Source organism: Mesorhizobium sp. WSM4983, from assembly GCF_029625765.1.
Classification (GTDB): Bacteria; Pseudomonadota; Alphaproteobacteria; order Rhizobiales; family Rhizobiaceae; genus Mesorhizobium.
In genome coordinates this window covers 112,621-134,655 of the sequence record NZ_JARTVM010000003.1, presented here as the reverse complement: position 1 = coordinate 134,655, position 22,035 = coordinate 112,621, and the positions used below count along the sequence as shown (strand labels likewise).

Sequence of the window (22,035 nt, the reverse complement as noted above, 5' to 3'; positions counted from 1 at the left end):
TATTCCCCTACTCCCCTACTAACCGATCTTGACCGGAATCCGGGCCTCGATGCGGCTGAAGATGAGAACCAGGATGCCGGTGATGGTCATGTAGATCAGCGCCAGCAGCAGCAAGGGCTCGTAGGTGAGATAAGTGTCCTGCCGCACCTTGGACGAGACGGCGAAGATATCGATGACGCTGATCGTCGCCACCAGCGGCGTCGACTTGAGCTGCAGCACGGTTTCGCCGGTCAGTGTCGGCAGCGCACGGAAGAAGGCCTGCGGCAGCCAGATGCGGCGGAAGATCTTGAAGCGGCTCATGCCGAAGGCGCGCGCGGCTTCCAGCTGCCCTTTCGGCACGCCGGCGAAGGCGCCGCGCATCACCTCGCCTTCATAGCCGGCAAATGACAAGGTCAACGCCAACACGCCGTAGGGCCAGGCTTGCCTGAGATAGGGCCACATCCAGGACTCGCGAATCCATGGATATTGCGGAAAAAGCGATCCAAGCCCGTAGTAGAGCAGCCAGAGCTGCAGCAGCAGCGGCGTGCCGCGAATGATGGTGCAGAAGATCTTGGCCGGTGCGGCGAGCCAGAACGGCCCACCGGCCTGCGCCAGCCCAAGCGGTACGGCCAGTATAAAGCCCAGCGCGCAGGTCACGACGAGGATCCACAGCGACCGCCAGATGCCGAGCAGCCCCATCTGCCAATATTGCGGCAGCCAGTCCCAGCGCATGAAGAAGGCCGCGCAGAGGACCAATCCCAGCGCGATTAGGATCAGCACGATGCGGTGCGGCTTCAGCCAGAGCGAGGCACGCGCCGCCATGTTGATCGCGGTCGCTTCGGCCGACATCAGCGCGCCTCCTTGACGGAAGGCATGCCGCGCCGCGACCAGGCCTCGACGCGGCCGATGATCACGTTGGAAAACAGCGTCAGCGCCAGATAAAGCGCGCCGGCAGCAAGATAGAAGACCAGATAGGCCTTGGTGACGCCGGCCGCCTGACGCGTCGCCAGCGTCAGTTCGAAGAAGCCGACGACGGCAAGCAACGCGGTGTCCTTGGTGGCGATCAGCCAGAGATTGGCAAGGCCGGGAATGGCGAAAGGCAGCATTGCCGGCAATGTTATGCGCCTCAACATCAGGCCGGGCGGCATGCCATAGGCGCGGGCGGCCTCGATCTGGCCTTGTGGGATGGACAGGATGGCGCCGCGGATGACTTCCGTCGAATAGGCGCCCTGCACGACCCCAAGGACAAAAATGCCGGCGGCCAGCCCGCTGATGTCGACGCGCTGGTAACCGATCGCGGTCAGCAGCTGATTGATGAGATCGGTGCCGGCGTAATAGAGCAGCAGGATCAGCACCAGTTCCGGCACGGCGCGCACCACCGTGGTGTAAACGGCGAGCAGATCGCGCGCCACCGGTCCGCCGTAAAGCTTGCCCCAGGCGCCGCCGGTGCCGATCAAAAGACCAAGGCAGGTGGCGCCGATGGCGATCTCGATCGAATGCAGCAATCCGACCAGCAGGGTGCCGCCCCAGCCGGGCGGCACGGGCGACAGGAGCTCGATGATGCCGGCCGCCGAGGCCGGAAGAAAGGCATTGATCAGCTTCGCCCCCGAATTGCTGGCAGCCGCCGACCGCAGCGTTCAGCGGCGGGCATGCGTGGCAAGGTTTGGGCCAAGGGGCATGGCGCTGGCCATGCCCCCAACATCAAAAGGAGGCGTCAGTTCGACTGCGTGGCGCCGCCATAGATGTCGAAGTCGAAGTATTTCTTCGAGATCTCATCGTACTTACCGTTGGCGCGGATGGCCTTGATGCCGGCGTTGATCTTTTCCTTGAGCGCGGTGTCTTCCTTGCGCACGCCGGCGCCGACGCCCGGTCCGAGCACCTCGTCGTCCGGCGCGACCATGCCCTTCAGATCGCAGCAGGCCTTGCCCTGGTCCGTCTTGAGGAATTCGCCGAGCGCGATGGAGTCGGCCTGCACCGCATCGAGACGGCCGGCGGCGAGATCGTTGTTGGCCTCGTCCTGCGTCTGGTATTCCTTGATCTCCTGCGCGCCGGTGAAGTGCTTCTTGGCGTAGACGGCATGTACGGTCGACACCTGAACGCCGATCACCTTGCCTTTAAGATCGTCCGGCGTGGCGCCGAACTTCTGATCCTTCGGTCCGATGATTGCTGTCGGCGTGTTGTAATACTTATCCGAGAAGTCGATCGTCTTCTTGCGCTCGTCGGTGATCGACATCGAGGAGACGATGAGGTCGATCTTCTTGGTGGTGAGCGCCGGAATGATGCCGTCCCAGGCAACGGGCGTGATGACGCAGTCGAGCTTCTCCTCGGCGCAGACGGCGTCGATGAAATCGATCTCCCAGCCGACCCACTTGCCCGTCGCGTCCGGCGAGGTGAACGGCGGATAGGGCTCGGCGGCGACGCCGATCTTGACCTGATCGGCCTTGGCCACGCCCATCGCGGCGACGCCGAACAGCAGCGCCGCGGCGAAGGTCTTGAGAACAGTCTTCATTTCAGGACTCCCAGTTTGTTGTCGTTCCCGGTTTTCGCTCCGCTTGACGCCGGCCCTAGCCGACATTGCGGAGGAATTGCTTGAGCCTTTCGGATTTCGGGGCGCCGAACAGCTGTTCCGGCGAGCCTTCTTCCTCGACCAGCCCGTTGTAGAGGTAGACGACATGGGTCGCGACCTCGCGGGCGAATTTCATTTCATGCGTCACCAGCACCATGGTGCGCCCCTCGCGCGCCAGGTCGCCGATCACCTTCAGAACCTCGCCGACCAGCTCCGGATCGAGCGCGGAGGTCGGTTCGTCGAACAGCATGACGCGCGGATTGATCGCCAGTGCCCTGGCGATTGCGGCGCGCTGCTGCTGGCCGCCCGACAGGAATGCCGGGTAGACGTCGCGCTTCTCCGCCAGTCCGACCCGGGCGAGCAGCTTCTCGGCCTGGGCGATCGCCTCGTCGCGCTTGACGCCGAGCACGTGCACCGGAACCTCGATGACGTTCTCGATCAGCGTCATGTGGCTCCACAGGTTGAAGTTTTGGAACACCATGCCGAGTCTCGAGCGGATGCGCTCGATCTGCTTGCGGTCGGCAGGAACCGTATGGCCGTGGCTGTCGGCCTTCAGCTTGATCTCCTCGCCATTGACACGGATGATGCCGCTGGTCGGGTTTTCCAGGCAGTTGATGCAGCGCAGCAGCGTCGACTTGCCGGAGCCCGAGCCGCCGATGATGGCGATCACCTCGCCGTCGCGCGCCGACAGCGAAACGCCCTTCAGCACATGCAACTGGCCGAACTTCTTGTGCAGGTTCTCGACATGGATGGCTTCGGCGGCGCCGCTCTGCGCTTGGCCGGCTGGGACTGCGGCGGCTTCCACCGCGCTCACCGGGTAACCTCTATATGGGCGACGGCAGTTCGTCGAACGTCCATCCGGCTCATCAACATACGCTGTACTGTCCCGCTCCTCACTTCAGCATGGACCCGGCAGCGCGAGCCCGTCAATCCCGTTCATTACGGCACTTGCGACCTTGTTGCGCAAGTGTATAAATAGCCTTTCATGAAATTTTTTCGGTTTTTTTCATCTTAAAAGGGCATTGATGAGCGCTTTCGGATCACAATCCATGGCGGCGCCGCTGCGGCGCGTGCTCATGCGGTCGGCGGCGAACGCGATGCGCGACGCCGACAGAACTCAATGGCACTATGGCCCCGGGTTCAACCCGGCGAAGGCAGCGTCGCAGCACGCGGCCCTTGCTGAACTGGTAGCGGCTTCCGGCGCCGAAATCGAATGGATCGAGGACAAGGCCGACGGCCTTTCGGATTCGGTGTTCACGCACGACCCATCGCTGATGACCAACCGCGGTGCGCTGATCCTGTCCATGGGCAAGCCATTGCGCGCCAGGGAGCCCTCCCTTCATGAGGAAACCTACAGAGGGCTGGGCATTCCGATCCTTGGCCGCGTCGAGGCTCCTGGCCAGGTCGAAGGCGGTGATTGCGTATGGGTGGATGCCCGCACGCTGGCGATCGGGCGCGGGGTCCGCTCCAACCAGGAAGGCATCCAGCAGGTTTCGAACCTGCTGACGCCGCTGGGAATTTCCGTCTACGGTTTTGATCTGCCGCTGTGGCAGGGGGAAGAGGCGTGCCTGCATCTGATGTCGGTGATCAGCCCGCTGGCCGACGATCTCGCGCTGGTCTATTCGCCGCTGTTGCCGGCTCCGTTCTATCAGATGCTGAAGGCGCGCGGCATCAGGCTGGTCGAAGGCGACGCCGGAGAATTCGCCGCTTCCAACGGCCTCAGCCTGAACGTGCTGCCGACCAGCCCGCACAAGGTCATTGCCGTTGCGGGCTTTCCCAAGACCAAAGCCGCGATGGAGGCCGCCGGCTGCACGGTTGAGATTTTCGAGGCGGACGCGCTCTGTATCGCCTGCGAAGGCGGGCCGACATGCCTGACACGGCCGATCCTGCGCCGATGACTGCGCGCCGCAAGTTCCGTCGCGAGGGCGAGGAGCGGCGGCGGCAGGATCTGATCGAAGCGACTCTGGACTGCGTGGCGGAATATGGCCTGCAGGGCGCCACTTTGCGCACCATCGCATTGCGTGCCGGCGTCACCGCCGGCCTGATCCGACACTATTTCCCCGGCAAGGAAGAATTGCTGCAGGGGGCCTATACGGCGCTGGTCGGCCGCATGACCGAGCAGGCGAAAGCGGCATTGGTCATGGAAGAGGCGTCGCCTCGTCAATGCCTTGCAGCTTTCGTCACCGCCAATCTCAGCGCGCCGATCATCGACCAACGGGTGTTTTCGCTCTGGGCGACCTTCATCGGCCGTGCGAGCGCGGATCCGACGCTCGCCCGCGCTCACCGCGAAGGCTATCTTGGCTTTCGCAACGAGGTGGAAGCGGTCGTCGCCGAGGTGCTCGCCGCCGAACAGCGCGAACCGGACGCAAGTCAGCTGCGCCGTCATGCCATCGCCATCAATGCGATCATCGACGGGCTTTGGATCGAAGGCTGCCTGGCCGGTGAGATGTTCTCGCCCGGCGAGTTGGCGGCGATTGGCATCAAGGCTGTCGAGGCCGAACTCGGCCTCGCGCCGCTGAAGCATGATTCCGAAAAGTAGGAACGAGTTTTCGGAGAAAGATCATGCTCAACAAAGGTTAGATCGGGAAGGCAATTCAACGAAACGCCATCACGGTCTAGAGCAATTCCAGGAAAAGGTGAGGAGCGGTTGCCCGTCCGGAATTGCGTAACAAACAAAGAGATAGAGCAAATCACTGTTTCCGTTAAACGGTGATCCTCTCCAAAGGGAGAAAACCAATGACCACGCTCGGCGAAGCGCTCATAACCTTGCTCGAGGCGCATGGCGTCGACACCGTCTTCGGCATTCCGGGCGTGCATACGGTCGAGCTTTATCGCGGCCTGGCGCGTTCGAATATCCGCCACATCACGCCGCGCCACGAGCAGGGCGCCGGCTTCATGGCCGACGGCTACGCCCGCGCCGGCGGCCGGCCGGGCGTGGCTTTCGTCATCACCGGACCCGGCCTCACCAACACCATCACCGCGATGGGCCAGGCGCGCGCCGATTCGGTGCCGATGCTGGTGATCTCCGGTGTCAATGCCACCGATACGCTCGGCAAGGGTTTGGGCTTCCTGCACGAACTGCCGGACCAGCGCGGCATGATGGAGAAGGTGGCGCTGTCTTCCGAGCGTGTCACCGAGGCCGAGGAACTGCCGGGTGCGCTCGCCCGAGCCTTCGCCGTCTTCTCCTCGTCGCGGCCGGGTCCGGTTCACATCGAGATCCCGACAAACGTCATGGTGAAGCCCGCCGAGGGGCTCGCGCCGGTGCTCGGCAACGCCGCGCCGCCCGCTCCGGACGCGGCGGCTGTTGCCGAGGCTGCGAGGTTGATCAAGGCGGCTCGCCGTCCGCTGATTCTTGCCGGTGGCGGTGCCAAGAAAGCCGACGCGGCGCTGACGCGTTTCGCCGAAGCGCTCGGCGCGCCGGTGGTCGAGACCGCCAATGCGCGCGGCCTGCTGCATGGCCACCCGCTCTTGGTGCCCGCAAGCCCAAGCCTCAAGGCGGTGCGCGCGATGATGGCGGACGCCGATCTGGTGATCGCCGCCGGCACCGAATTCGGCCCCACCGACTATGACGGCTACGGCGATGGCGGCTTCGTGCTGCCGCCGAGCCTCATCCGCATCGATATCGGCGCCGACCAACTCGCGCGCCGTCCGGTGACGGTTGGCATCCACGCCGATTGTGCCGAGGCGCTTTCTGCCCTGCTGGCTGCACTCGGCGCCGCTCATGTCGCCGCGAAAGACGGCGAAGCCCGCGCTGCCGCAGGGCGAGAGGCCGCGCTGGCGGAGCTGCGGCCAGACTACCTGGCGCAACTGCGCGCCGTGGAGACGATCCGCGACGCGCTGCCCGGCGCCATCATCGTCGGCGACTCGACGCAGCCGATCTACGCCGCCAACCTCTATTACGACCACGACCGTCCGGGCGGCTGGTTCAATGCCGCGACCGGTTTCGGCGCGCTGGGCTACGGTCCGCCGGCGGCGATCGGTGCCGCCCTTGCCGTGCCCGAAGCGCCGGTCGTGTGCCTCACCGGCGACGGCGGCTTCCAGTTCACCTTGCCGGAGCTCGGCGCGGCGCTCGACGCCGAGGCGCCGGTGATCTTCGTCGTCTGGAACAATCGCGGCTATCGCGAGATCGAGACCTCGATGCTTGATGTCGGCGTCGAGCCGGTCGGCGTGTCGCCGGCGCCGCCGGATTTCTGCAAGCTCGCCGAGGCCTACGGCATCGAAGCCGAGCGGCTGACAGGGGTCGGTGACCTGGCCGGTGCGCTGAAGCGCGCGCGAACTGCCGGCAAGCCGCGGGTTATAGAAATCACCGTCGATTGAGGCTCCTGGCGATCGTCCCATCCGGCCGAGACGCGGCCCGCGTCACGTCACGCGGCTGCGTGTCGACGCATGCAAAGACGGGACGCCTGCTATGTCGATATTTCAATTGAGTGACGACGCGAAAGGCGCGACGTTCGAGGCTGGGGCGGCATAAGCATAAGAATACGACAGGAGCAGTCGAAATATGACGGAAACGCTTAACGGCAGGCATGTCGTGGTGACGGGCGGCACCGGGGCGCTCGGCGGCGCGGTTGTCGGCAGGTTGCTGGAGCAGGGCGCGATTTGCCACGTGCCCAATGCGCATGCCGCGGCTCCGCCGCATTTTCCCTACGCGGCTCACGCCAGCGTCCATCTGGCACACAATGTCGACCTGTCGGACTCCGCCAAGGTCGAGGCCTTCTACCATCAGGTTCCGGAGCTTTGGGCTTCGATCCATCTTGCCGGCGGTTTCACCATGGCGCCGGTCGAAAAGATCGAGACGGCATCCTTTGCCGAGATGATGGACACCAATGCGCGGACCACCTTCCTTTGCAGCCGCGCCGCGGTGCGCTCGATGCTGACGTCGGGCACCGCGGGGCGCATCGTCAACGTCAGCGCGCGCGCCGGGCTTGATCCCAGGCGCGGCGCCGGAATGGTCGCCTACGCCGCGAGCAAGGCGGCGGTCGCCGCGATGACGCAGGCGATGGCCGAGGAGCTGAAGCACAAGGGCATCCTGGTCAATGCGGTCGCGCCCTCGACGCTCGACACGCCCGCCACCCGCGCCGACATGCCCGACGCCGATTTCACCAAATGGGTCAGCCTCGAGGCCGCCGCCGAGGCGATCGCCTATCTCGCCTCGCCCGCCAATCAGGCGATGAGCGGCACGCTGGTGCCGCTCTACGGGCGAGCCTGAGCTCACAGATCAAAGTGCAATGAAAAACCCCGCCGGATCGCTCCGGCGGGGTTTTTGCTTTCGGTAGAGGAAGGAGCTTAGTTGCCCTGCTTCTTCAGCGCCGCGCCCAGGATGTCTCCCAGCGAGGCGCCGGAGTCGGTCGAGCCGTACTGGGCGACCGCTTCCTTCTCCTCGGCGATTTCCAGCGCCTTGATCGAAACCTGCAGCTTGCGGGTCTTCTTGTCGAAGGCGATGACGCGGGCGTCGACCTTCTGGCCGACGGTGAAGCGCTCGGGGCGCTGCTCGTCGCGGTCACGGGAAAGGTCCGAACGCTTGATGAAGGTATCGAGGCCGCTGTCGACCAGCCGCACTTCCAGACCACCATCCTTCACCGCGGTGACCTCGCAGGTGACGACGGCGTTCTTGCGCAGCTCGCCGCTGCTCGCCGCCTCGCCGACCGTGTCGCGGGCCAGCTGCTTGATGCCGAGCGAGATGCGCTCCTTCTCGATGTCGACGTCGAGCACCTGCGCCTTGACCATGTCGCCGCGATTGTACTCTTCGATCACCTGCTCGCCCGGACGTGTCCAGTCGAGGTCGGAGAGGTGCACCATGCCGTCCACGTCGCCTTCCAGGCCGATGAACAGGCCGAACTCGGTCTTGTTCTTGACCTCGCCCTCGACCTGGCTGCCGACCGGATGGTTGCGCGCGAAGGCTTCCCACGGGTTCTCCAGCGTCTGCTTGAGACCGAGCGAGATGCGGCGCTTGGCCGGATCGACCTCGAGCACCACCACGTCGACTTCCTGCGTCGTCGACAGGATCTTGCCGGGATGCACGTTCTTCTTCGTCCACGACATTTCCGAAACGTGGATGAGGCCCTCGATGCCCGGCTCCAGCTCGACGAACGCGCCGTAGTCGGTGATGTTGGTGACGGTGCCCTTGATCTTCTTGCCGATCGGGAACTTGGTGCCGATATCCGACCACGGATCGCTCTCGAGCTGCTTCATGCCGAGCGAGATGCGATGGGTTTCCTGGTTGATGCGGATGATCTGCACCTTGACCGTCTGGCCGATGTTGAGGATCTCGGTCGGATGGTTGACGCGGCGCCATGCCATGTCGGTGACATGCAGCAGACCGTCGATGCCGCCGAGGTCGACGAACGCACCGTAGTCGGTGATGTTCTTGACCACGCCCTCGACAACCTGGCCCTCCTCGAGGTTCTGCACGATTTCCGAACGCTGCTCGGCGCGGCTCTCCTCGAGCACGGTGCGGCGCGACACCACGATGTTGCCGCGGCGGCGATCCATCTTGAGGATCTCGAAGGGCTGCGGGTTGTGCATCAGCGGCGAGACGTCGCGGATCGGACGGATGTCGACCTGGCTGCGCGGCAGGAACGCCACGGCGCCGTCGAGATCGACGGTGAAGCCGCCCTTGACCTGGTTGAAGATGACGCCTTCGACGCGCTCACCCTTGGTGAACTTCTCTTCGAGGCGCACCCAGCTCTCCTCGCGGCGGGCCTTCTCGCGCGACAGCATGGCCTCGCCAAGCGCGTTCTCGATGCGCTCGACATAGACCTCGACGGTGTCGCCGACCTTGAGGGAGGAATCCTTGCCCTTGGCGCCGAATTCCTTCAGCGGCACGCGGCCTTCGACCTTGAGGCCGACATCGATGATGGCCATGTCCTTTTCGATCGCGGTGATCGTGCCCCGGACAACCTGACCCTCGCCGGAATGGCCGGCGGTGAATGATTCTTCGAGCATGCTCGCGAAATCATCGCGAGTGGGATTTGCAGCTGACATTGTTTCTCCTGGAATGCTTCGCACAACAAGCGAAGCGGGCGCCGTGGGTTAGCGTTGCGTGAGCCTGCCGGCGTTCCGGGCTGAAGAGCCCTCGGCCGCTTAAGCGGCAAGTCCGGCGCATAGAGAATGCTGGCAGGCTGGTTCGTGCCCGATATGGGTATTTTCATCGCCTCCGGCAACGGAAAACACGAGGAAAACCCGCATCGGACCTTGTTTCTCTTGGCCAGCAGTCTTTGATGGTTAGCCATGGCCGCCAGAAACGCGGTCTCTATAGACACTTCGCCGGTGTCAGGCAAGTGCGCGTCGCGGCGGTGCGCATGCTCCGCCCGAATGTTTTTGCGATTACGCGTTCGCGGTTGCAGTTCTTTTTGCCGACATGGATTGTCACGGGGAGCATCACCATGCAGTCAAGCGCCACTTTCAACATCTTCCTGCCGGTTGCCCTCGTCATCATCATGCTGGGGCTTGGCCTGTCGCTCAAGCTCCAGGACTTCTTGCAGGTGGTGCTGCGACCGAAGGCCCTCCTGGTGGCTTTTATCGTGCAGATACTGGTTCTTCCCGTCCTTTGCTTCGGCATCGTGTCGGTTTCGGCTTTGCCGCCTGCGATGGCGGTCGGCATGATGCTGCTCGCGGCCAGTCCCGGCGCCCCGTCCGCGGTTCTCTTCACCCACCTTGCCAAGGGCGATACGGCGCTCAGCCTGACGCTGACGGCGATCAGCTCAATGGTGGCGCTGGTGTCGGTGCCATTGATCACCAATTTTTCGCTGCTGCATTTCTATGGCGCCGGGCACGTCATCCCGCTGCCGATCGAGAAATTCCTGCAGTTCTTTGCCGTTGTGCTTGTCCCGGTCTCGATCGGAGTTGCCGTCCGGCACCGCTACACGGCCTTGGCCGAGCGCCTGGAAGGGCCCGTCAAGCTACTGGCGACGCTTTTTCTTGCGGCGGTCGTTATTTTTGCCGTCGTCGATCAGCGGCAGGTCATCGTGACCTGGGGACCTGTTGTCGGCTTTGCCGCCTTTGCGTTCAACGTGGTGAGCATGGCGCTCGGCTACGCCGTTCCGTCGCTGCTGCGCCTGGAGAGGCGGCAGGCGGTCGCCATCACCATGGCAACGGCCATCCACAACGCCGCGTTCGTCATAGCCCTGGCGCTTAGCGAATATCTGCTCAACAATGCCGAAATGGCGATCCCGCCAGCGCTTTACGCCTTGATTGCCTATGTCACCGCGGCGGTTTTCGTAGCCGTCGTGAGCAGGTCAGGCAGACATGCGATCGAAGGCACGATCCGGTCGTGATAGCCAAGCTCAGGCGAGGTCTTTCGCACCCATGGCTCGGTCGACGATTGCCATGGCCGCCAGAAACGCGGCCTCGATTGCCATGTCGCTGGTGTCGAGCAAGTGCGCGTCCGCCGCCGGCTTGAGCGGGGAGTCGGCACGGCCCATATCGCGCTCGTCGCGGCGCTCGATGTCGGCGAGGATCGTGGCAAAATCGGCGCTGCCGCCCATGCTTTCGATCTCGGCCAGCCGGCGCCTTGCCCGCACTTCCGCGCTCGCTGTGACATAGAGCTTGATATCGGCGTCGGGACACACGACCGTGCCGATGTCGCGTCCGTCGAGCACCGCGCCTGGCGGCGCCTTGGCGAACTCGCGTTGCTTGTCGACCAGGATGCGCCGGACCGACGGAATGACGGCGACCTTTGAGGCGGCCTCGCCTACCGCATGCGCCGAAAGCACCGTACGGTCGAGGTTCGAAAGGTCGACCTGGCGTGCCGCGGTTTCCGCCGCCGAGACATTGTCGAGCGGCAGACCGAGCTCGAGCAGCTTATGGGCGACGGCGCGATAGGTGAGGCCGGTATCGAGCAGGTTCAGGCGGTAATGATCGGCGAGCCGGCGAGCGAGTGTGCCCTTGCCGGCGCCCGCGGGGCCGTCGATTGCGATGGTGAAGGGGTGGGTCATGGGTCGGCCGACGTAGTCGAAGAGCGCGATGAATATGACAAGCGCCGCGATCCTTCACACCCCCCTCTGTCCTGCCGGACATCTCCCCCGCAAGGGGGGAGATTGGCAGTTCCGATACCGGCGCATTCCGTCCGGCGTCGGAGATTGGCGAAAGCCTGCGCGACATCTGATCTCCCCCCTTGCGGGGGAGATGTCCGGCAGGACAAAGCGGGGTGCTGTTCCGCCTGCATCTCGGTTCGGCTCCAACCCATCGCCCGTCACTCGATCTCGGCGCCGAGCCCCTTCATCAGCCCCATGAATTCCGGAAAGCTCGTCGCGATCATGTTGGCGTCGTCGATGGTCACCGGCTTTTCCGTCGCCAGCCCCATCACCAGGAAACTCATGGCGATGCGGTGGTCGAGATGCGTCTTCACCGCCGTGTCCGGCCCGTTGGGATGAGCGCCCAGGCCCTTGCCGCCGGACTTGCCGCGCACGGCGAGCGAGGCTTCGCCCTCGCTGCAGTCGACGCCGTTGAGCTTCAGCCCGTTGGCCACCGCCGACAACCGGTCGGATTCCTTGACGCGCAATTCCTCCAGACCCTGCATCAGCGTCTCGCCTTCGGCGAAAACAGCGGCAACCGCCAGCACCGGATATTCGTCGATCATCGACGGCGCCCGCTCCGGCGGCACCACGACACCTTTGAGGTCGGAGGAGCGCACGCGCAGGTCCGCCACGTCCTCGCCGCCGGCATTGCGGGGGTTGAGGATGTCGATGCGGCCGCCCATCTCCTGCAATGTGAGGAGCAGCCCGGTGCGGGTCGGGTTCATCAGCACGTTCTCGATCACGATATCGGAACCCGGCACGATGAGCGCTGCCACCAGCGGGAAGCCGGCGGAGGACGGGTCGCCGGGCACGGCGATGGTCTGCCCCGTCAGCTTGCCCTGGCCTTCGATGAAGATGTGGCGCACGCCGCGCTCGTCGGTCTCGACGGTCAGGTTGGCGCCGAAGCCTTTCAGCATCTTTTCGGTGTGATCGCGCGTCATCACCGGCTCGATCACGGTGGTGATGCCGGGCGTGTTGAGCCCGGCAAGCAGCACCGCCGACTTCACCTGTGCCGAGGCCATCGGCACGCGATAGGTTATCGGCGCGGCATGCTTGGGGCCGCGTAGCGTGATCGGCATGCGGTCGCCGGGCGCCGCTTTCAGCACCTGCACGCCCATCTGGCGCAGCGGCTCCAGCACCCGGCCCATCGGCCGGCCGGAGAGCGAGGCGTCGCCGATAAAGGTCGTCTCCATGTCATAGGTGCCAACCAGGCCCATGGTAAGCCGCGAGCCGGTGCCCGCATTGCCGAAATCGAGCGGGCCTTCCGGCTCGAGCAGCGCGCCGTTGCCGGTGCCGCGGATCACCCATTCGGCGCCCGTCTTTTCGATATGCGCGCCCATCGCCTTCATGGCGGCGCCCGTGCGCATCACGTCTTCGCCTTCCAGCAGGCCGGTGATGCGCGTCTCGCCGGAAGCCAGGCCGCCGAACATGAAGGAGCGGTGCGAGATCGACTTGTCGCCCGGCACCCGCGCCGTGCCGGCAAGGGCAGGGGATTTGCGGGCCGTAGCCGGCTTCGGGGCGGCAGCGTGAGACATTGTCTTTTCCAAATGCGGGTGCCGGCGGGCCGGCTCAATTCGTCGTGTTGCGGCGGTCTCGTATCACGGCGCGCCGCAATGGTCATCCCCTCACGCGGGCCTTCGAATGCAAGGTTTTGCGATGCCGGCTTTTGGCTTTGACAGCGCGGAAAACTGCGGTTAAGGGGACCATTCTTTTTTTGACGAGGCTTGCTGTGGCAAAACCTGAACTTGGCACAAAACGTGTCGACCCCGAAACGGGGCGGAAATTCTACGATCTGAACAAGGACCCGATCGTCTCGCCCTACACCGGCAAGAGCTATCCGCGCTCCTATTTCGAGGAAGGCAAGATTTCCGCGATCGAGGACGATGAGGACGTCGCCGACAAGGAAGTCGACTCCGAGGAGGAAGAAGGCGCCGAAATCGTCTCGCTCGAAGATGCGGACGAGGAGACCAAGGGCGGCGGCGACGATCTGCCCGATCTCGGCGACGACGAGGATGATGTCGATCTCGGTGACGATGACGATGACACCTTCCTTGCCGACGAGGAAGAAGAGGACGACGACGTTTCCGATATGATCGGCGTCGGCGACGACGAGGACGAGGTCTGATTTCGGCCCCGGCGCGATTGTTTGCCGGCCATTTTGACCTGTGACGAAAAAGCGGCTTTTCAAGGCTTGATCTTGACCGAAGGCGGCGCTAGAAGCCGCCAGCACTAAACGACGGCGCGGTGCCCAACCGCGCCGGATCTCTTCGCCGGAAACGGCGCCGGCTGACTGCCGGGAGTGGGGCCATAGCTCAGTTGGGAGAGCGCTTGAATGGCATTCAAGAGGTCGTCGGTTCGATTCCGATTGGCTCCACCAAACAGTCTTTCTGTGATGCTCGGTTTCGCGGCATTGGCGCTTGTCGCTTGTGAATCGGTATCCGAGGCCCCGCCTCCTCCTCAACCTGCCCCGGCTGCTGTCGCGGCTCCCGCTGTCCCGGACACTGCGGTGCTCGACCAAACCGTGGCGATCACGCCTCCGGGCAAGAGTGTCCCCGCCCGATATGCGGCGTTTTCAGGCATTTGGGCGGGACGGCTGGATGGCACCTTTGAAGGCAAGCTGGCCGTGCTGACCGTTTCACCGGCCGGGCAGGTGACGGTCAGCTACGCGTGGGGCGATATGGCCGACAACAAGCCGGGGATCGCCGACGGCGCCGGCAGGATCGCCGGGAACACATTAAAGCTTGGACGCCTGCCGAACGGCGCAGACATCACGTTTACGATGCAGCCTGACGGAACGCTTGCCGGCACCTACACGCTTGCCGGCCAGACCTATAGGGGCCAGTTCGCCAAGCAATAGCGGCGGGCGGTCGCGTTGCCTTCTGCCGTGTCGGCCGGGCTCGAATCGGCTATGCCTCTCCCATGCAGGAAACGTCCCTCTATGCACCGGTGAAGCGGTTCCTCGAGAGCCTCGACTTCACCGTCAAAGGCGAGGTCGGCGGCTGCGACATCGTCGGGTTGCGCGAAGGCGAGCCGCCCGTGGTCGTCATCTGCGAGCTGAAGCTGCAGTTCAATCTCGAGCTCGTTCTGCAAGGCGTCGATCGGGCGGCGGCCTGCGACGAGGTCTGGCTCGCCGCGCGGATGTCGGCGCGCGGCAAGGGCCGCGAGCACGATCGACGTTTTCGCGCGCTCTGCCGCCGGCTCGGCTTCGGCCTGCTCGCGGTCGACGGGAAAGGCAAGGTCGAGTTGCTGCTCAGCCCGGCCGCCGTGCCGCCGCGGCGCGACCCGAGGCGGCGCTCGCGGCTGGTCGAGGAGCATCACCGCCGCAAGGGCGATCCGTCCATCGGCGGCAGCACGCGGCAAAAGCCGATCATGACCGCATACCGCCAGGAAGCAATTGCCTGCGCCGCCGCCATGGCCGACGGCCCGAAGCGGCCGCGCGATTTGAAACTCGTTGCCCCCCGCGCGGCCAGCATCCTGCTGCACAACTATTATGGCTGGTTCGCCAGGGCCGAGCGCGGCATCTACGCTCTGACCGAACTCGGGCAGGCTGCCTTGCAGTCGCAAGGGGTCCTCGACGGTCCGCCGCAGGTCGCTCCGTTTCAAGTCGAGCAACTTGGAGCGAAGCTCGGCGCGTGAGCGGCTGACGCCGCTCGCGCAGTGTCGGCTACCGATCGAAATCGTCGAATCGCACCATGCGTGGTTGACTCACCTCTTCGTTCATGCAGAAATTGGTTGGACCATTGAACCACTTTCGGAATTCACCAGCGTGACCGACCCTCTCCCGCCGATCCAGACGACGGCCCGCGATGATGCGGTTCTGAAGGCGTTGGCCGGCTTCGTGCGGCAGGAGGCGTTGGGTCCCGGTGAAAAACTGCCGACCGAGCGCATCCTGGCCGAGCGCCTTAAGGTCAGCCGCAACACGGTTCGCGAGGCGCTCACCCGCTGGGAGGGGCTGGGCCTCGTAGAGCGGCGCCAGGGCAGCGGCACTTACCTCAAGGCGGCGGTTTCGCCCGACATGCTGCACATGCCGCTGACCCTTGCCGGCGGCAACGACTTTGCCGGCCTGATGCGCACCCTGGAGATCCGCCGCGCGCTGGAGGCCGAGGCCGCCGCTCTTTGCGCCGTCCGCGCCGGCAAGGCTGAGGTCGCCGAGATCGAGCGCAAGCTCGACATCATGGAAGAAGCCTTCCACAGCCGCGCCGGCATGTCGTCGGAGGAAGACTGGGAGTTCCACCAGTCGGTCTACCGCGCCTCCGGCAATCCGCTGTTCGAGCAGATCATCAGCGCCATGCACGAGCTGTTCCACCGCTTCTGGGAGCATCCGCTCGGCGTGCGCGATTTCGGCCATGCCAGCTTTCCCTATCACCGCACCATCTTCGACCGCATCGCCGCGCACGACCCGGAGGGAGCCCGGGCCGAAGCGCTGAAGCTCATCGCTACTGTCGAAAACGACTTGAAGCGCGGCGCCGCCAACCTCAAGCTTTTGGACCGTAAATGAACGAGCATCCCACAGGGTTCGACCCGGCTTCTTTGGCCAGCGACTATCTCGGCGAGGCGGCGACTCTTCTCGCGCATGACGATCCGTTCCCCGGCGGCGCTGTGGTGCCGCCGATCTACCAGACATCGCTCTTCACCTTCGACAATTACGCCGAAATGGCCGACACCTTTGCCGGCAGGAGAAGGCAGCCGATCTATTCGCGCGGCGACAACCCGACGGTGATGGAATTCGAGGCGCGTGTTGCGGCCTTGGAAGGCGCGGAAGCCGCGCGGGGCTTCTCCAGCGGCATGGCGGCTATCAGCGCCACCGTGCTTGCCTTCGTCGGCGCCGGCGAGCGGATCGTTGCCGTACGCAACTGCTATGGCGACGCCTACCGCCTGTTCGAGCGCCTGTTCCCGCGCTTGCAAATCAAGGTCGACTATGTCGACGGCTCGGACCCCGATGCGGTGGCGGCAGCACTTCCCGGCGCCAAGCTGCTCTACCTCGAAAGCCCGACCTCGATGATGTTCGAGCTGCAGGACATTGAGCACCTGACGCGGCTGGCAAAGGGTGAGGGCATCGTCACCACCATCGACAATTCCTGGGCGACGCCCGTCTTCCAGAAGCCGATTTCGCATGGTGTCGATCTGGTGCTGCACTCGGCCTCGAAATATCTCGGCGGCCACAGCGACACCGTCGCCGGGGTGGTGGCGGGCTCGGCCGCGCATATCAAGCACATTAACGAGCAGACCTATTCATCGCTTGGCGGCAAGCTGTCGCCTTTCGAGGGCTGGCTTCTGCTGCGCGGCCTGCGCACGCTGCCGCTGCGGTTGCCGCATCATATGAAGAGCGGTCTCACGCTCGCCGAGCGGCTGAAGGCGCATGGCAAGGTCGAGCGGGTCAACCATCCCGCCTACTCCAATCATCCCGGCAAGAAGACGCTTGCCGGCTATGCCGGGCTGTTCTCTTTCGAGGTCGCGGAGGATGTCGACATTCCGGCTTTCATCGACGCGCTGAAGCTGTTCCGCATCGGCGTCAGCTGGGGCGGCCATGAAAGCCTGGTCGTGCCCGCCAAGGCCTCGCTCGAGCAGACGCCGGGTCTCAATTCGATGGCGCGCTTCGGCGTCAGCCCCCGAACCATCCGCTTCAACGTCGGATTGGAGAATGTCGAGGATCTTTGGGCCGACATCGCCCAGGCCTTCGACAAGGCAAAAAAATAAGGTGTTCAAAATGGGAGTTCCGAACATGAAAAGACTGACAATCCTGCTTGCCGCCGCTGCCGGCCTCGCGATTTCCGCCGGGGCCGCGCTGGCCGACACCACCATCAAGATGGTCGAGGTCATCACCAGCCCGCCGCGCACCGAATTCCTGAAGAAGCAGATCGCCGAATTCGAGCAGGCCAATCCCGGGATCAAGGTCGAGCTCGTCTCGCTGCCCTGGGGCCAGGCGTTCGAGAAGTTTCTCACCATGGTTCAGGCCGGCGACACGCCCGACGTGGTCGAGATGCCGGAGCGCTGGATGGGCCTCTATGCCAACAACGGCCAGCTCGAGGATCTCGGCCCCTACATGGCCAAATGGGACGACGCCAAGACGCTCGGCGACCGGGCCAAGCAGTTCGGCTCGACAGTCAACAACACCCAGTTCATGATCCCTTACGGCTACTATGTGAACGCGCTGTTCTGGAACAAGAAGCTGTTCAAGGAAGCGGGTCTTGACCGTCCGCCGGAAAACCTCGACGAGTTCGTCGAGTTCTCCAAAAAGATCTCCGCCATCCCCGGCAAATACGGCTATTGCCTGCGCGGCGGGCCCGGCGCCTTCAACGGCATGCACATGTTCATGAACATCGCCAACGGCAAGGGGGGCTACTTCACCGAGGACGGCACTTCGACCATCAACGAGGAGGGCTCGGTCAAGGGGCTGCAGATGCTGGCCGACATGTACAAGAACGGCCTGGCGCCGAAGGATTCCGTGAGCTGGGGCTTCAACGAGACGGTGACCGGCTTCTATTCCGGCACCTGCGCCATGCTCAACCAGGATCCGGACGCGCTGCTCGGCATCGCCGACAAGATGAGCGCCGACGACTTTGCGGTCGCGCCGCTGCCGGTCGGCCCGAGCGGCAAATCCTATCCGACGCTGGGCTATGCCGGCTGGGCGATGTTCGCCAATTCGCAGCACAAGGACGAAGCCTGGAAGCTGATGGCGACGCTGCTGTCGCCCAAGGACAATCTGGAATGGGCCAAGGAAGTCGGCGTCGTCCCGATCCACAACGGCGCCGATCAGGACGCCCACTTCAAGACCGAGCAGTTCAAGGGCTGGTTCACCGAGCTCAACGACAGCTCGAAATATGAAATGGTGACGCCGCCGACCCATCTGGAAAACCTCGGCAACTTCGTCGACCAGGTGGCGATCAAGAACTTCCAGGAAGTGCTGCTTGGCCAGAAGCCGGCCAAGCAGGTGGCCGACGAGTGGGCGGCGTTCCTGACCAAGGAGCAGCAGGCCTGGCTGGCCAAGAACAAGAAGTGACCTTTCTTCCTTCTCCCCGCTTGCGGGGAGAAGGTGTCACCCGATGAATGTCGCCCAAAAGTGCGAAGCGGTTTTGGGAGAACGACATTCACGGACAAGTGACGGATGAGGGCAGCGCCGAATCCTGAAAGTCGCCTCCGCTCTTCATCTGCCTGCCCTCCTCCGCAGCAGCTGCGCTGCAGCTACGGAGGGTGAACCGGCGTCTTCTCCCCGTGAACGGGGAGAAGGACGCTGTCGCCACGCTGGCCTCACCATCACCCGTAGAGCCAAATCGAATGACCTACGCAGTGTCCGAAATCCGATCGACCGGCCGGCCGCGCAAGAAGCGGCTGAGCAAGGCCGCGATCGAGCCCTGGCTCTATCTTTCGCCGGCTATCGTCCTGCTGGTCGTCGTGCTCCTGGTGCCGCTGATCATCGGCATCAGCTATTCCTTCCGCAAATTCTCCGCCTTCAAATCGGAATATGTCGGGCTCGGCCAGTACCAGGCGATGCTCTCCGACGCGGTGCTCGGCCAGGCGCTGGTCAACACGCTTTGGTGGACGGCCGCCAGCCTGTTCTTCCAGTTCTTCCTCGGGCTTGGTCTGGCGCTGCTGCTCGACAAGCCCTTTTATGGCCGCAAGGTCGTGCAGGCCGTGGTGTTCCTGCCCTGGGCGGTGCCGTCCTTTCTTTCCGGCCTTACCTGGGCCTGGCTGTTCAACCCGATCATCGGCCCGCTGCCGCACTGGCTTTTCGCGCTCGGCCTGAAGGCCGAGCCGACCAACGTGCTTTCCGATCCGGCCACAGCTATGTGGGGGCCGATCGTCGCCAACATCTGGTTCGGCATTCCCTTCTTCGCCATCACTCTGCTTGCGGCGTTGAAGTCGATCCCGTCGGAACTGCATGAGGCGGCAGCCATCGACGGCGCCTCGCCCTGGCAGCGCTTCACCAAGGTGACGCTGCCGTTCCTGGCGCCGACCATCGTCATCACCGTCATGCTGCGCACCATCTGGATCGCGACCTTCGCCGACCTGATCTTCGTCATGACCGAGGGCGGACCGGCAGGCTCGACCAGCACGGTGCCGGTCTACATCTATGTCAGCGCCTTCAAGTCGCTGGACAAAGGCTATGCGTCCGCAGTCGCGGTTCTGCTGCTGGTGCTGCTCATTGCCTATGCGGTTGGCCTGATCGCCGTCCGCCGCACGCTTGTGAGGCATGTCTGATGATCGCCGGCCGCTCCACCTCCTCGCGCATCGCCGGCGGCATCGGCCTCTACGCCGCGATCGCCGCCTATGTCGTCTTCGCGCTGTTCCCGATCTTCTGGACGCTGAAGATCTCTGTGACGCCGGAGCGGCTGCTCTATTCCGAAGGCATAACGTTCTGGCCATCGGAAATGACGCTCAAGAACTTCGCCACCGTGCTGGAGGCTTCCGACTTCCCGCGCTACTTTCTGAACAGCGTCATCGTCTCGGTGTCGACGGCCGCACTGGTCACCGTCATCGCCACGCTTGCCGGCTATGCGATGTCGCGCTTTACCTTCCGCGGCAAAGCGACTTTAGCGATCCTGCTTCTGCTGACCCAGACTTTCCCGCTGGTCATGGTCATCCCGCCGATCTACCGCATCATGGGCGATCTCGGCCTGACCAACAGCCTGACCGGGCTGATCATCATCTACACCGCCTTCAACACCGCCTTCGCCACCTTCCTCATGCAGTCCTTCTTCGACAGCATTCCGAAGGATCTGGAGGAGGCGGCGATGATCGACGGCTGCACGCGCGCCCAGGCCATGCGCCGGGTGATCGTGCCGCTCACCTTGCCCGGCATGGGGGCGACGCTCGGCTTCGTCTTCACCGCCGCTTGGAGCGAATTGCTGTTCGCGCTGATGCTGATCTCCAGCGACGAGCAGAAGACCTTTGCCGTCGGCCTGCTCACCTTCATCGGCAAGTTCGCCGTCGACTGGGGGCAGATGATGGCGGCCTCCATCCTGGCGCTGATCCCGGTCTGCATCTTCTTCGCCTTCCTGCAACGCTATCTCGTCACCGGCCTTACCGCCGGCGCTGTCAAAGGATAATCGATGGCTTCCGTCACCCTGCAACATGTCGAGAAGGACTATGGAGCGCTGCGCATCCTGCACGGCGTCGATCTCGAGATCGCCGACGGCGAGTTCGTCGTGCTGGTCGGCCCGTCCGGCTGTGGCAAGTCAACGCTGCTGCGCATGATCGCCGGCCTGGAGGAGGTCACCGGCGGCGAGATCCGAATCGGCGAGCGGCTGGTCAACGATGTGGCGCCGAAGGACCGCGACATCGCCATGGTGTTTCAATCCTATGCGCTCTATCCGCATATGGACGTCTCGTCCAACATGGGCTTCAGCCTGATGCTGAAGAAGGCCCAGAAGACGACGATCGACGGCAGAGTTGGCGCCGCCGCCAAGCGCCTCGGGCTGGAGACGTTTCTCGGCCGCCTGCCGCGCCAGCTCTCCGGCGGTCAACGCCAGCGCGTCGCCATGGGTCGCGCCATCGTGCGCGATCCGAAAGTCTTCCTGTTCGACGAGCCGCTGTCGAACCTCGACGCCAAGCTGCGCGTCCACATGCGCGCCGAGATCAAGGCGCTGCACCAGCAGCTCAAGACGACCTCGGTCTATGTCACGCACGACCAGGTCGAGGCGATGACCATGGCCGACCGCATCGTCGTGATGCATGACGGCTATGTGCAGCAGGTCGGCCATCCGCTGGAGCTCTACGATCGTCCCGCCAACACTTTCGTCGCCGGGTTCATCGGCTCGCCCGGCATGAATTTTTTGCCGGCAAAGGTCGCCAAGGGCGGCAAGGTCGATGCCGTGCTGGCCGACGGCCAGAAGCTGAGGCTGCCGGACGGATTGCCGCTGAAGGATGGCGATGCGCTGACCGTCGGGCTGCGGCCGGAACACATCCGGCTGGCCGACGACGGCCCGCTGAAAGGTCAGGTCGAGGTCGTCGAGCCGCTCGGCCTGTCGACGCAATTCTATGTCAGGCTGGCCAACCAGCAGATCTGCGTCTTTGTCATGGGCCGCAGCAATGTCAAACCGGGCGACGAGGTCCGCCTCGCCGCCGACCCAGCGGCGCTGCATCTGTTCGATCCGGCAAGCGGCGCTCGCATCGGATAGGTCAGCGCCGGCGGAAGGCGTCCAATGTGTAATCGGGCCGGTCAGGTCGCCTAGATCGGCCAATATCCCGGACAAGACCAGCGTCGTCGCCACGCCTGCACCGGCCCCGCCTGCGCTGTCGTGCTCGACGCGAATCCTTCTCCTCCGAGATCGTCGGCGAGAACCTCTTGAGGAAGACGGCGATCTGGCGCAATTGTGGACCGACAACATGGAATTGGCCCGCCATGCGCGCCGCTTCATCGACGTCGGCCTGGAGACCGCCCGGCGCAAGGCCGAACTCCACTCGGCCTCGCAAGAGCCCTGACGCTTCGATACTGCCGCGAGGTGAATTGCGGTTTTCGGCAGCCGCGCTCTG

At 64.2% G+C, this 22,035-nt stretch carries 21 protein-coding genes, 1 tRNA gene and 1 pseudogene; 16 read left to right on the top strand and 7 right to left on the bottom strand.

Annotated features, from left to right (window positions below; all coding sequences use genetic code 11):
* Nucleotides 1–18: 18 nt before the first annotated feature.
* The 4 genes from P9254_RS11575 to P9254_RS11560 form a co-directional block, all read right to left on the bottom strand.
* On the bottom strand, nucleotides 19–828 hold the full coding sequence (locus P9254_RS11575) for an ABC transporter permease (RefSeq protein WP_067003383.1): 810 nt from the start codon (nucleotides 826–828) through the stop codon (nucleotides 19–21).
* The gene (locus tag P9254_RS11570; protein ID WP_278055201.1) at nucleotides 828–1,493 is read right to left on the bottom strand and encodes an ABC transporter permease; all 666 of its coding nucleotides are present in this window, start codon (nucleotides 1,491–1,493) and stop codon (nucleotides 828–830) included. Before P9254_RS11570 ends, P9254_RS11575 begins: the two co-directional genes overlap by 1 nt.
* A 200-nt stretch (nucleotides 1,494–1,693) precedes the next feature.
* Entirely contained in the window at nucleotides 1,694–2,488 is a 795-nt protein-coding gene (locus tag P9254_RS11565; protein ID WP_067324186.1) for a transporter substrate-binding domain-containing protein, read from the bottom strand.
* A 55-nt stretch (nucleotides 2,489–2,543) separates the two neighbouring features.
* Nucleotides 2,544–3,359 (bottom strand): ABC transporter ATP-binding protein, encoded by an 816-nt coding sequence (locus tag P9254_RS11560; protein WP_095799183.1) that lies wholly within the window; start codon nucleotides 3,357–3,359, stop codon nucleotides 2,544–2,546.
* Nucleotides 3,360–3,570: 211 nt separating this feature from the next.
* Here P9254_RS11560 and P9254_RS11555 point away from each other — a divergent pair, with 211 nt between their 5' ends.
* From P9254_RS11555 to P9254_RS11540, 4 genes are all read left to right on the top strand, one after another.
* Nucleotides 3,571–4,443, top strand: a complete 873-nt coding sequence (locus P9254_RS11555) for a dimethylarginine dimethylaminohydrolase family protein (RefSeq protein ID WP_278054852.1) — start codon at nucleotides 3,571–3,573, stop codon at nucleotides 4,441–4,443.
* On the top strand, nucleotides 4,413–5,084 hold the full coding sequence (locus tag P9254_RS11550; protein WP_278054851.1) for a TetR family transcriptional regulator C-terminal domain-containing protein: 672 nt from the start codon (nucleotides 4,413–4,415) through the stop codon (nucleotides 5,082–5,084). Before P9254_RS11555 ends, P9254_RS11550 begins: the two co-directional genes overlap by 31 nt.
* Nucleotides 5,085–5,281: 197 nt before the next feature.
* Complete coding sequence (locus tag P9254_RS11545) at nucleotides 5,282–6,862, top strand: 5-guanidino-2-oxopentanoate decarboxylase (protein WP_278054850.1); 1,581 nt, start codon at nucleotides 5,282–5,284, stop codon at nucleotides 6,860–6,862.
* A gap of 184 nt (nucleotides 6,863–7,046) precedes the next feature.
* Entirely contained in the window at nucleotides 7,047–7,754 is a 708-nt protein-coding gene (locus P9254_RS11540) for an SDR family NAD(P)-dependent oxidoreductase (RefSeq protein WP_067003394.1), read from the top strand.
* 77 nt (nucleotides 7,755–7,831) lie between these two features.
* Here the strand turns inward: P9254_RS11540 and rpsA are convergent, their stop codons facing one another.
* A complete protein-coding gene (gene rpsA / locus P9254_RS11535; RefSeq protein WP_067003396.1) occupies nucleotides 7,832–9,529 on the bottom strand; it encodes a 30S ribosomal protein S1 in 1,698 nt (565 codons plus the stop codon).
* Between the two features lie 401 nt (nucleotides 9,530–9,930).
* Between rpsA and P9254_RS11530 the strand changes: the two genes are divergently transcribed.
* A complete protein-coding gene (locus tag P9254_RS11530) occupies nucleotides 9,931–10,821 on the top strand; it encodes a bile acid:sodium symporter family protein (RefSeq protein WP_095824420.1) in 891 nt (296 codons plus the stop codon).
* A 9-nt stretch (nucleotides 10,822–10,830) separates the two neighbouring features.
* Here the strand turns inward: P9254_RS11530 and cmk are convergent, their stop codons facing one another.
* Together cmk and aroA are read right to left on the bottom strand one after the other, a co-directional pair.
* Entirely contained in the window at nucleotides 10,831–11,481 is a 651-nt protein-coding gene (gene cmk / locus P9254_RS11525; protein ID WP_278054849.1) for a (d)CMP kinase, read from the bottom strand.
* A 257-nt stretch (nucleotides 11,482–11,738) separates the two neighbouring features.
* The gene (gene aroA / locus P9254_RS11520; RefSeq protein WP_278054848.1) at nucleotides 11,739–13,097 is read right to left on the bottom strand and encodes a 3-phosphoshikimate 1-carboxyvinyltransferase; all 1,359 of its coding nucleotides are present in this window, start codon (nucleotides 13,095–13,097) and stop codon (nucleotides 11,739–11,741) included.
* A 194-nt stretch (nucleotides 13,098–13,291) separates the two neighbouring features.
* On the opposite strand from aroA, the gene P9254_RS11515 reads away from it, so the two are divergent.
* From P9254_RS11515 to P9254_RS11465, 11 genes and pseudogenes are all read left to right on the top strand, one after another.
* Nucleotides 13,292–13,687 (top strand): TIGR02300 family protein, encoded by a 396-nt coding sequence (locus P9254_RS11515; protein WP_067003406.1) that lies wholly within the window; start codon nucleotides 13,292–13,294, stop codon nucleotides 13,685–13,687.
* A 176-nt stretch (nucleotides 13,688–13,863) separates the two neighbouring features.
* A tRNA-Ala gene (locus P9254_RS11510) sits at nucleotides 13,864–13,939 on the top strand.
* A 129-nt stretch (nucleotides 13,940–14,068) separates the two neighbouring features.
* On the top strand, nucleotides 14,069–14,419 hold the full coding sequence (locus P9254_RS11505) for a hypothetical protein (RefSeq protein ID WP_245299804.1): 351 nt from the start codon (nucleotides 14,069–14,071) through the stop codon (nucleotides 14,417–14,419).
* A gap of 62 nt (nucleotides 14,420–14,481) precedes the next feature.
* Nucleotides 14,482–15,198: a DUF2161 domain-containing phosphodiesterase gene (locus P9254_RS11500; protein ID WP_067324197.1), complete on the top strand. Its 717-nt coding sequence runs from the start codon at nucleotides 14,482–14,484 to the stop codon at nucleotides 15,196–15,198.
* Between the two features lie 130 nt (nucleotides 15,199–15,328).
* Nucleotides 15,329–16,060, top strand: coding sequence for a FadR/GntR family transcriptional regulator (locus P9254_RS11495; RefSeq protein WP_067324712.1), 732 nt, complete (start codon nucleotides 15,329–15,331; stop codon nucleotides 16,058–16,060).
* Nucleotides 16,057–17,259, top strand: a complete 1,203-nt coding sequence (locus P9254_RS11490; protein WP_278054847.1) for a PLP-dependent transferase — start codon at nucleotides 16,057–16,059, stop codon at nucleotides 17,257–17,259. The genes P9254_RS11495 and P9254_RS11490 overlap by 4 nt, the downstream gene beginning before the upstream one ends.
* Nucleotides 17,260–17,284: 25 nt before the next feature.
* On the top strand, nucleotides 17,285–18,562 hold the full coding sequence (locus P9254_RS11485; protein ID WP_095824418.1) for an ABC transporter substrate-binding protein: 1,278 nt from the start codon (nucleotides 17,285–17,287) through the stop codon (nucleotides 18,560–18,562).
* 275 nt (nucleotides 18,563–18,837) lie between these two features.
* Entirely contained in the window at nucleotides 18,838–19,761 is a 924-nt protein-coding gene (locus tag P9254_RS11480) for a carbohydrate ABC transporter permease (RefSeq protein ID WP_067324201.1), read from the top strand.
* A complete protein-coding gene (locus tag P9254_RS11475) occupies nucleotides 19,761–20,609 on the top strand; it encodes a carbohydrate ABC transporter permease (RefSeq protein WP_278054845.1) in 849 nt (282 codons plus the stop codon). The genes P9254_RS11480 and P9254_RS11475 overlap by 1 nt, the downstream gene beginning before the upstream one ends.
* Nucleotides 20,610–20,612: 3 nt before the next feature.
* On the top strand, nucleotides 20,613–21,680 hold the full coding sequence (locus P9254_RS11470; RefSeq protein ID WP_278054844.1) for an ABC transporter ATP-binding protein: 1,068 nt from the start codon (nucleotides 20,613–20,615) through the stop codon (nucleotides 21,678–21,680).
* Nucleotides 21,681–21,811: 131 nt separating this feature from the next.
* Nucleotides 21,812–21,984: pseudogene (locus tag P9254_RS11465) on the top strand (sugar phosphate isomerase/epimerase); the annotation flags it as partial.
* Nucleotides 21,985–22,035: the final 51 nt, after the last annotated feature.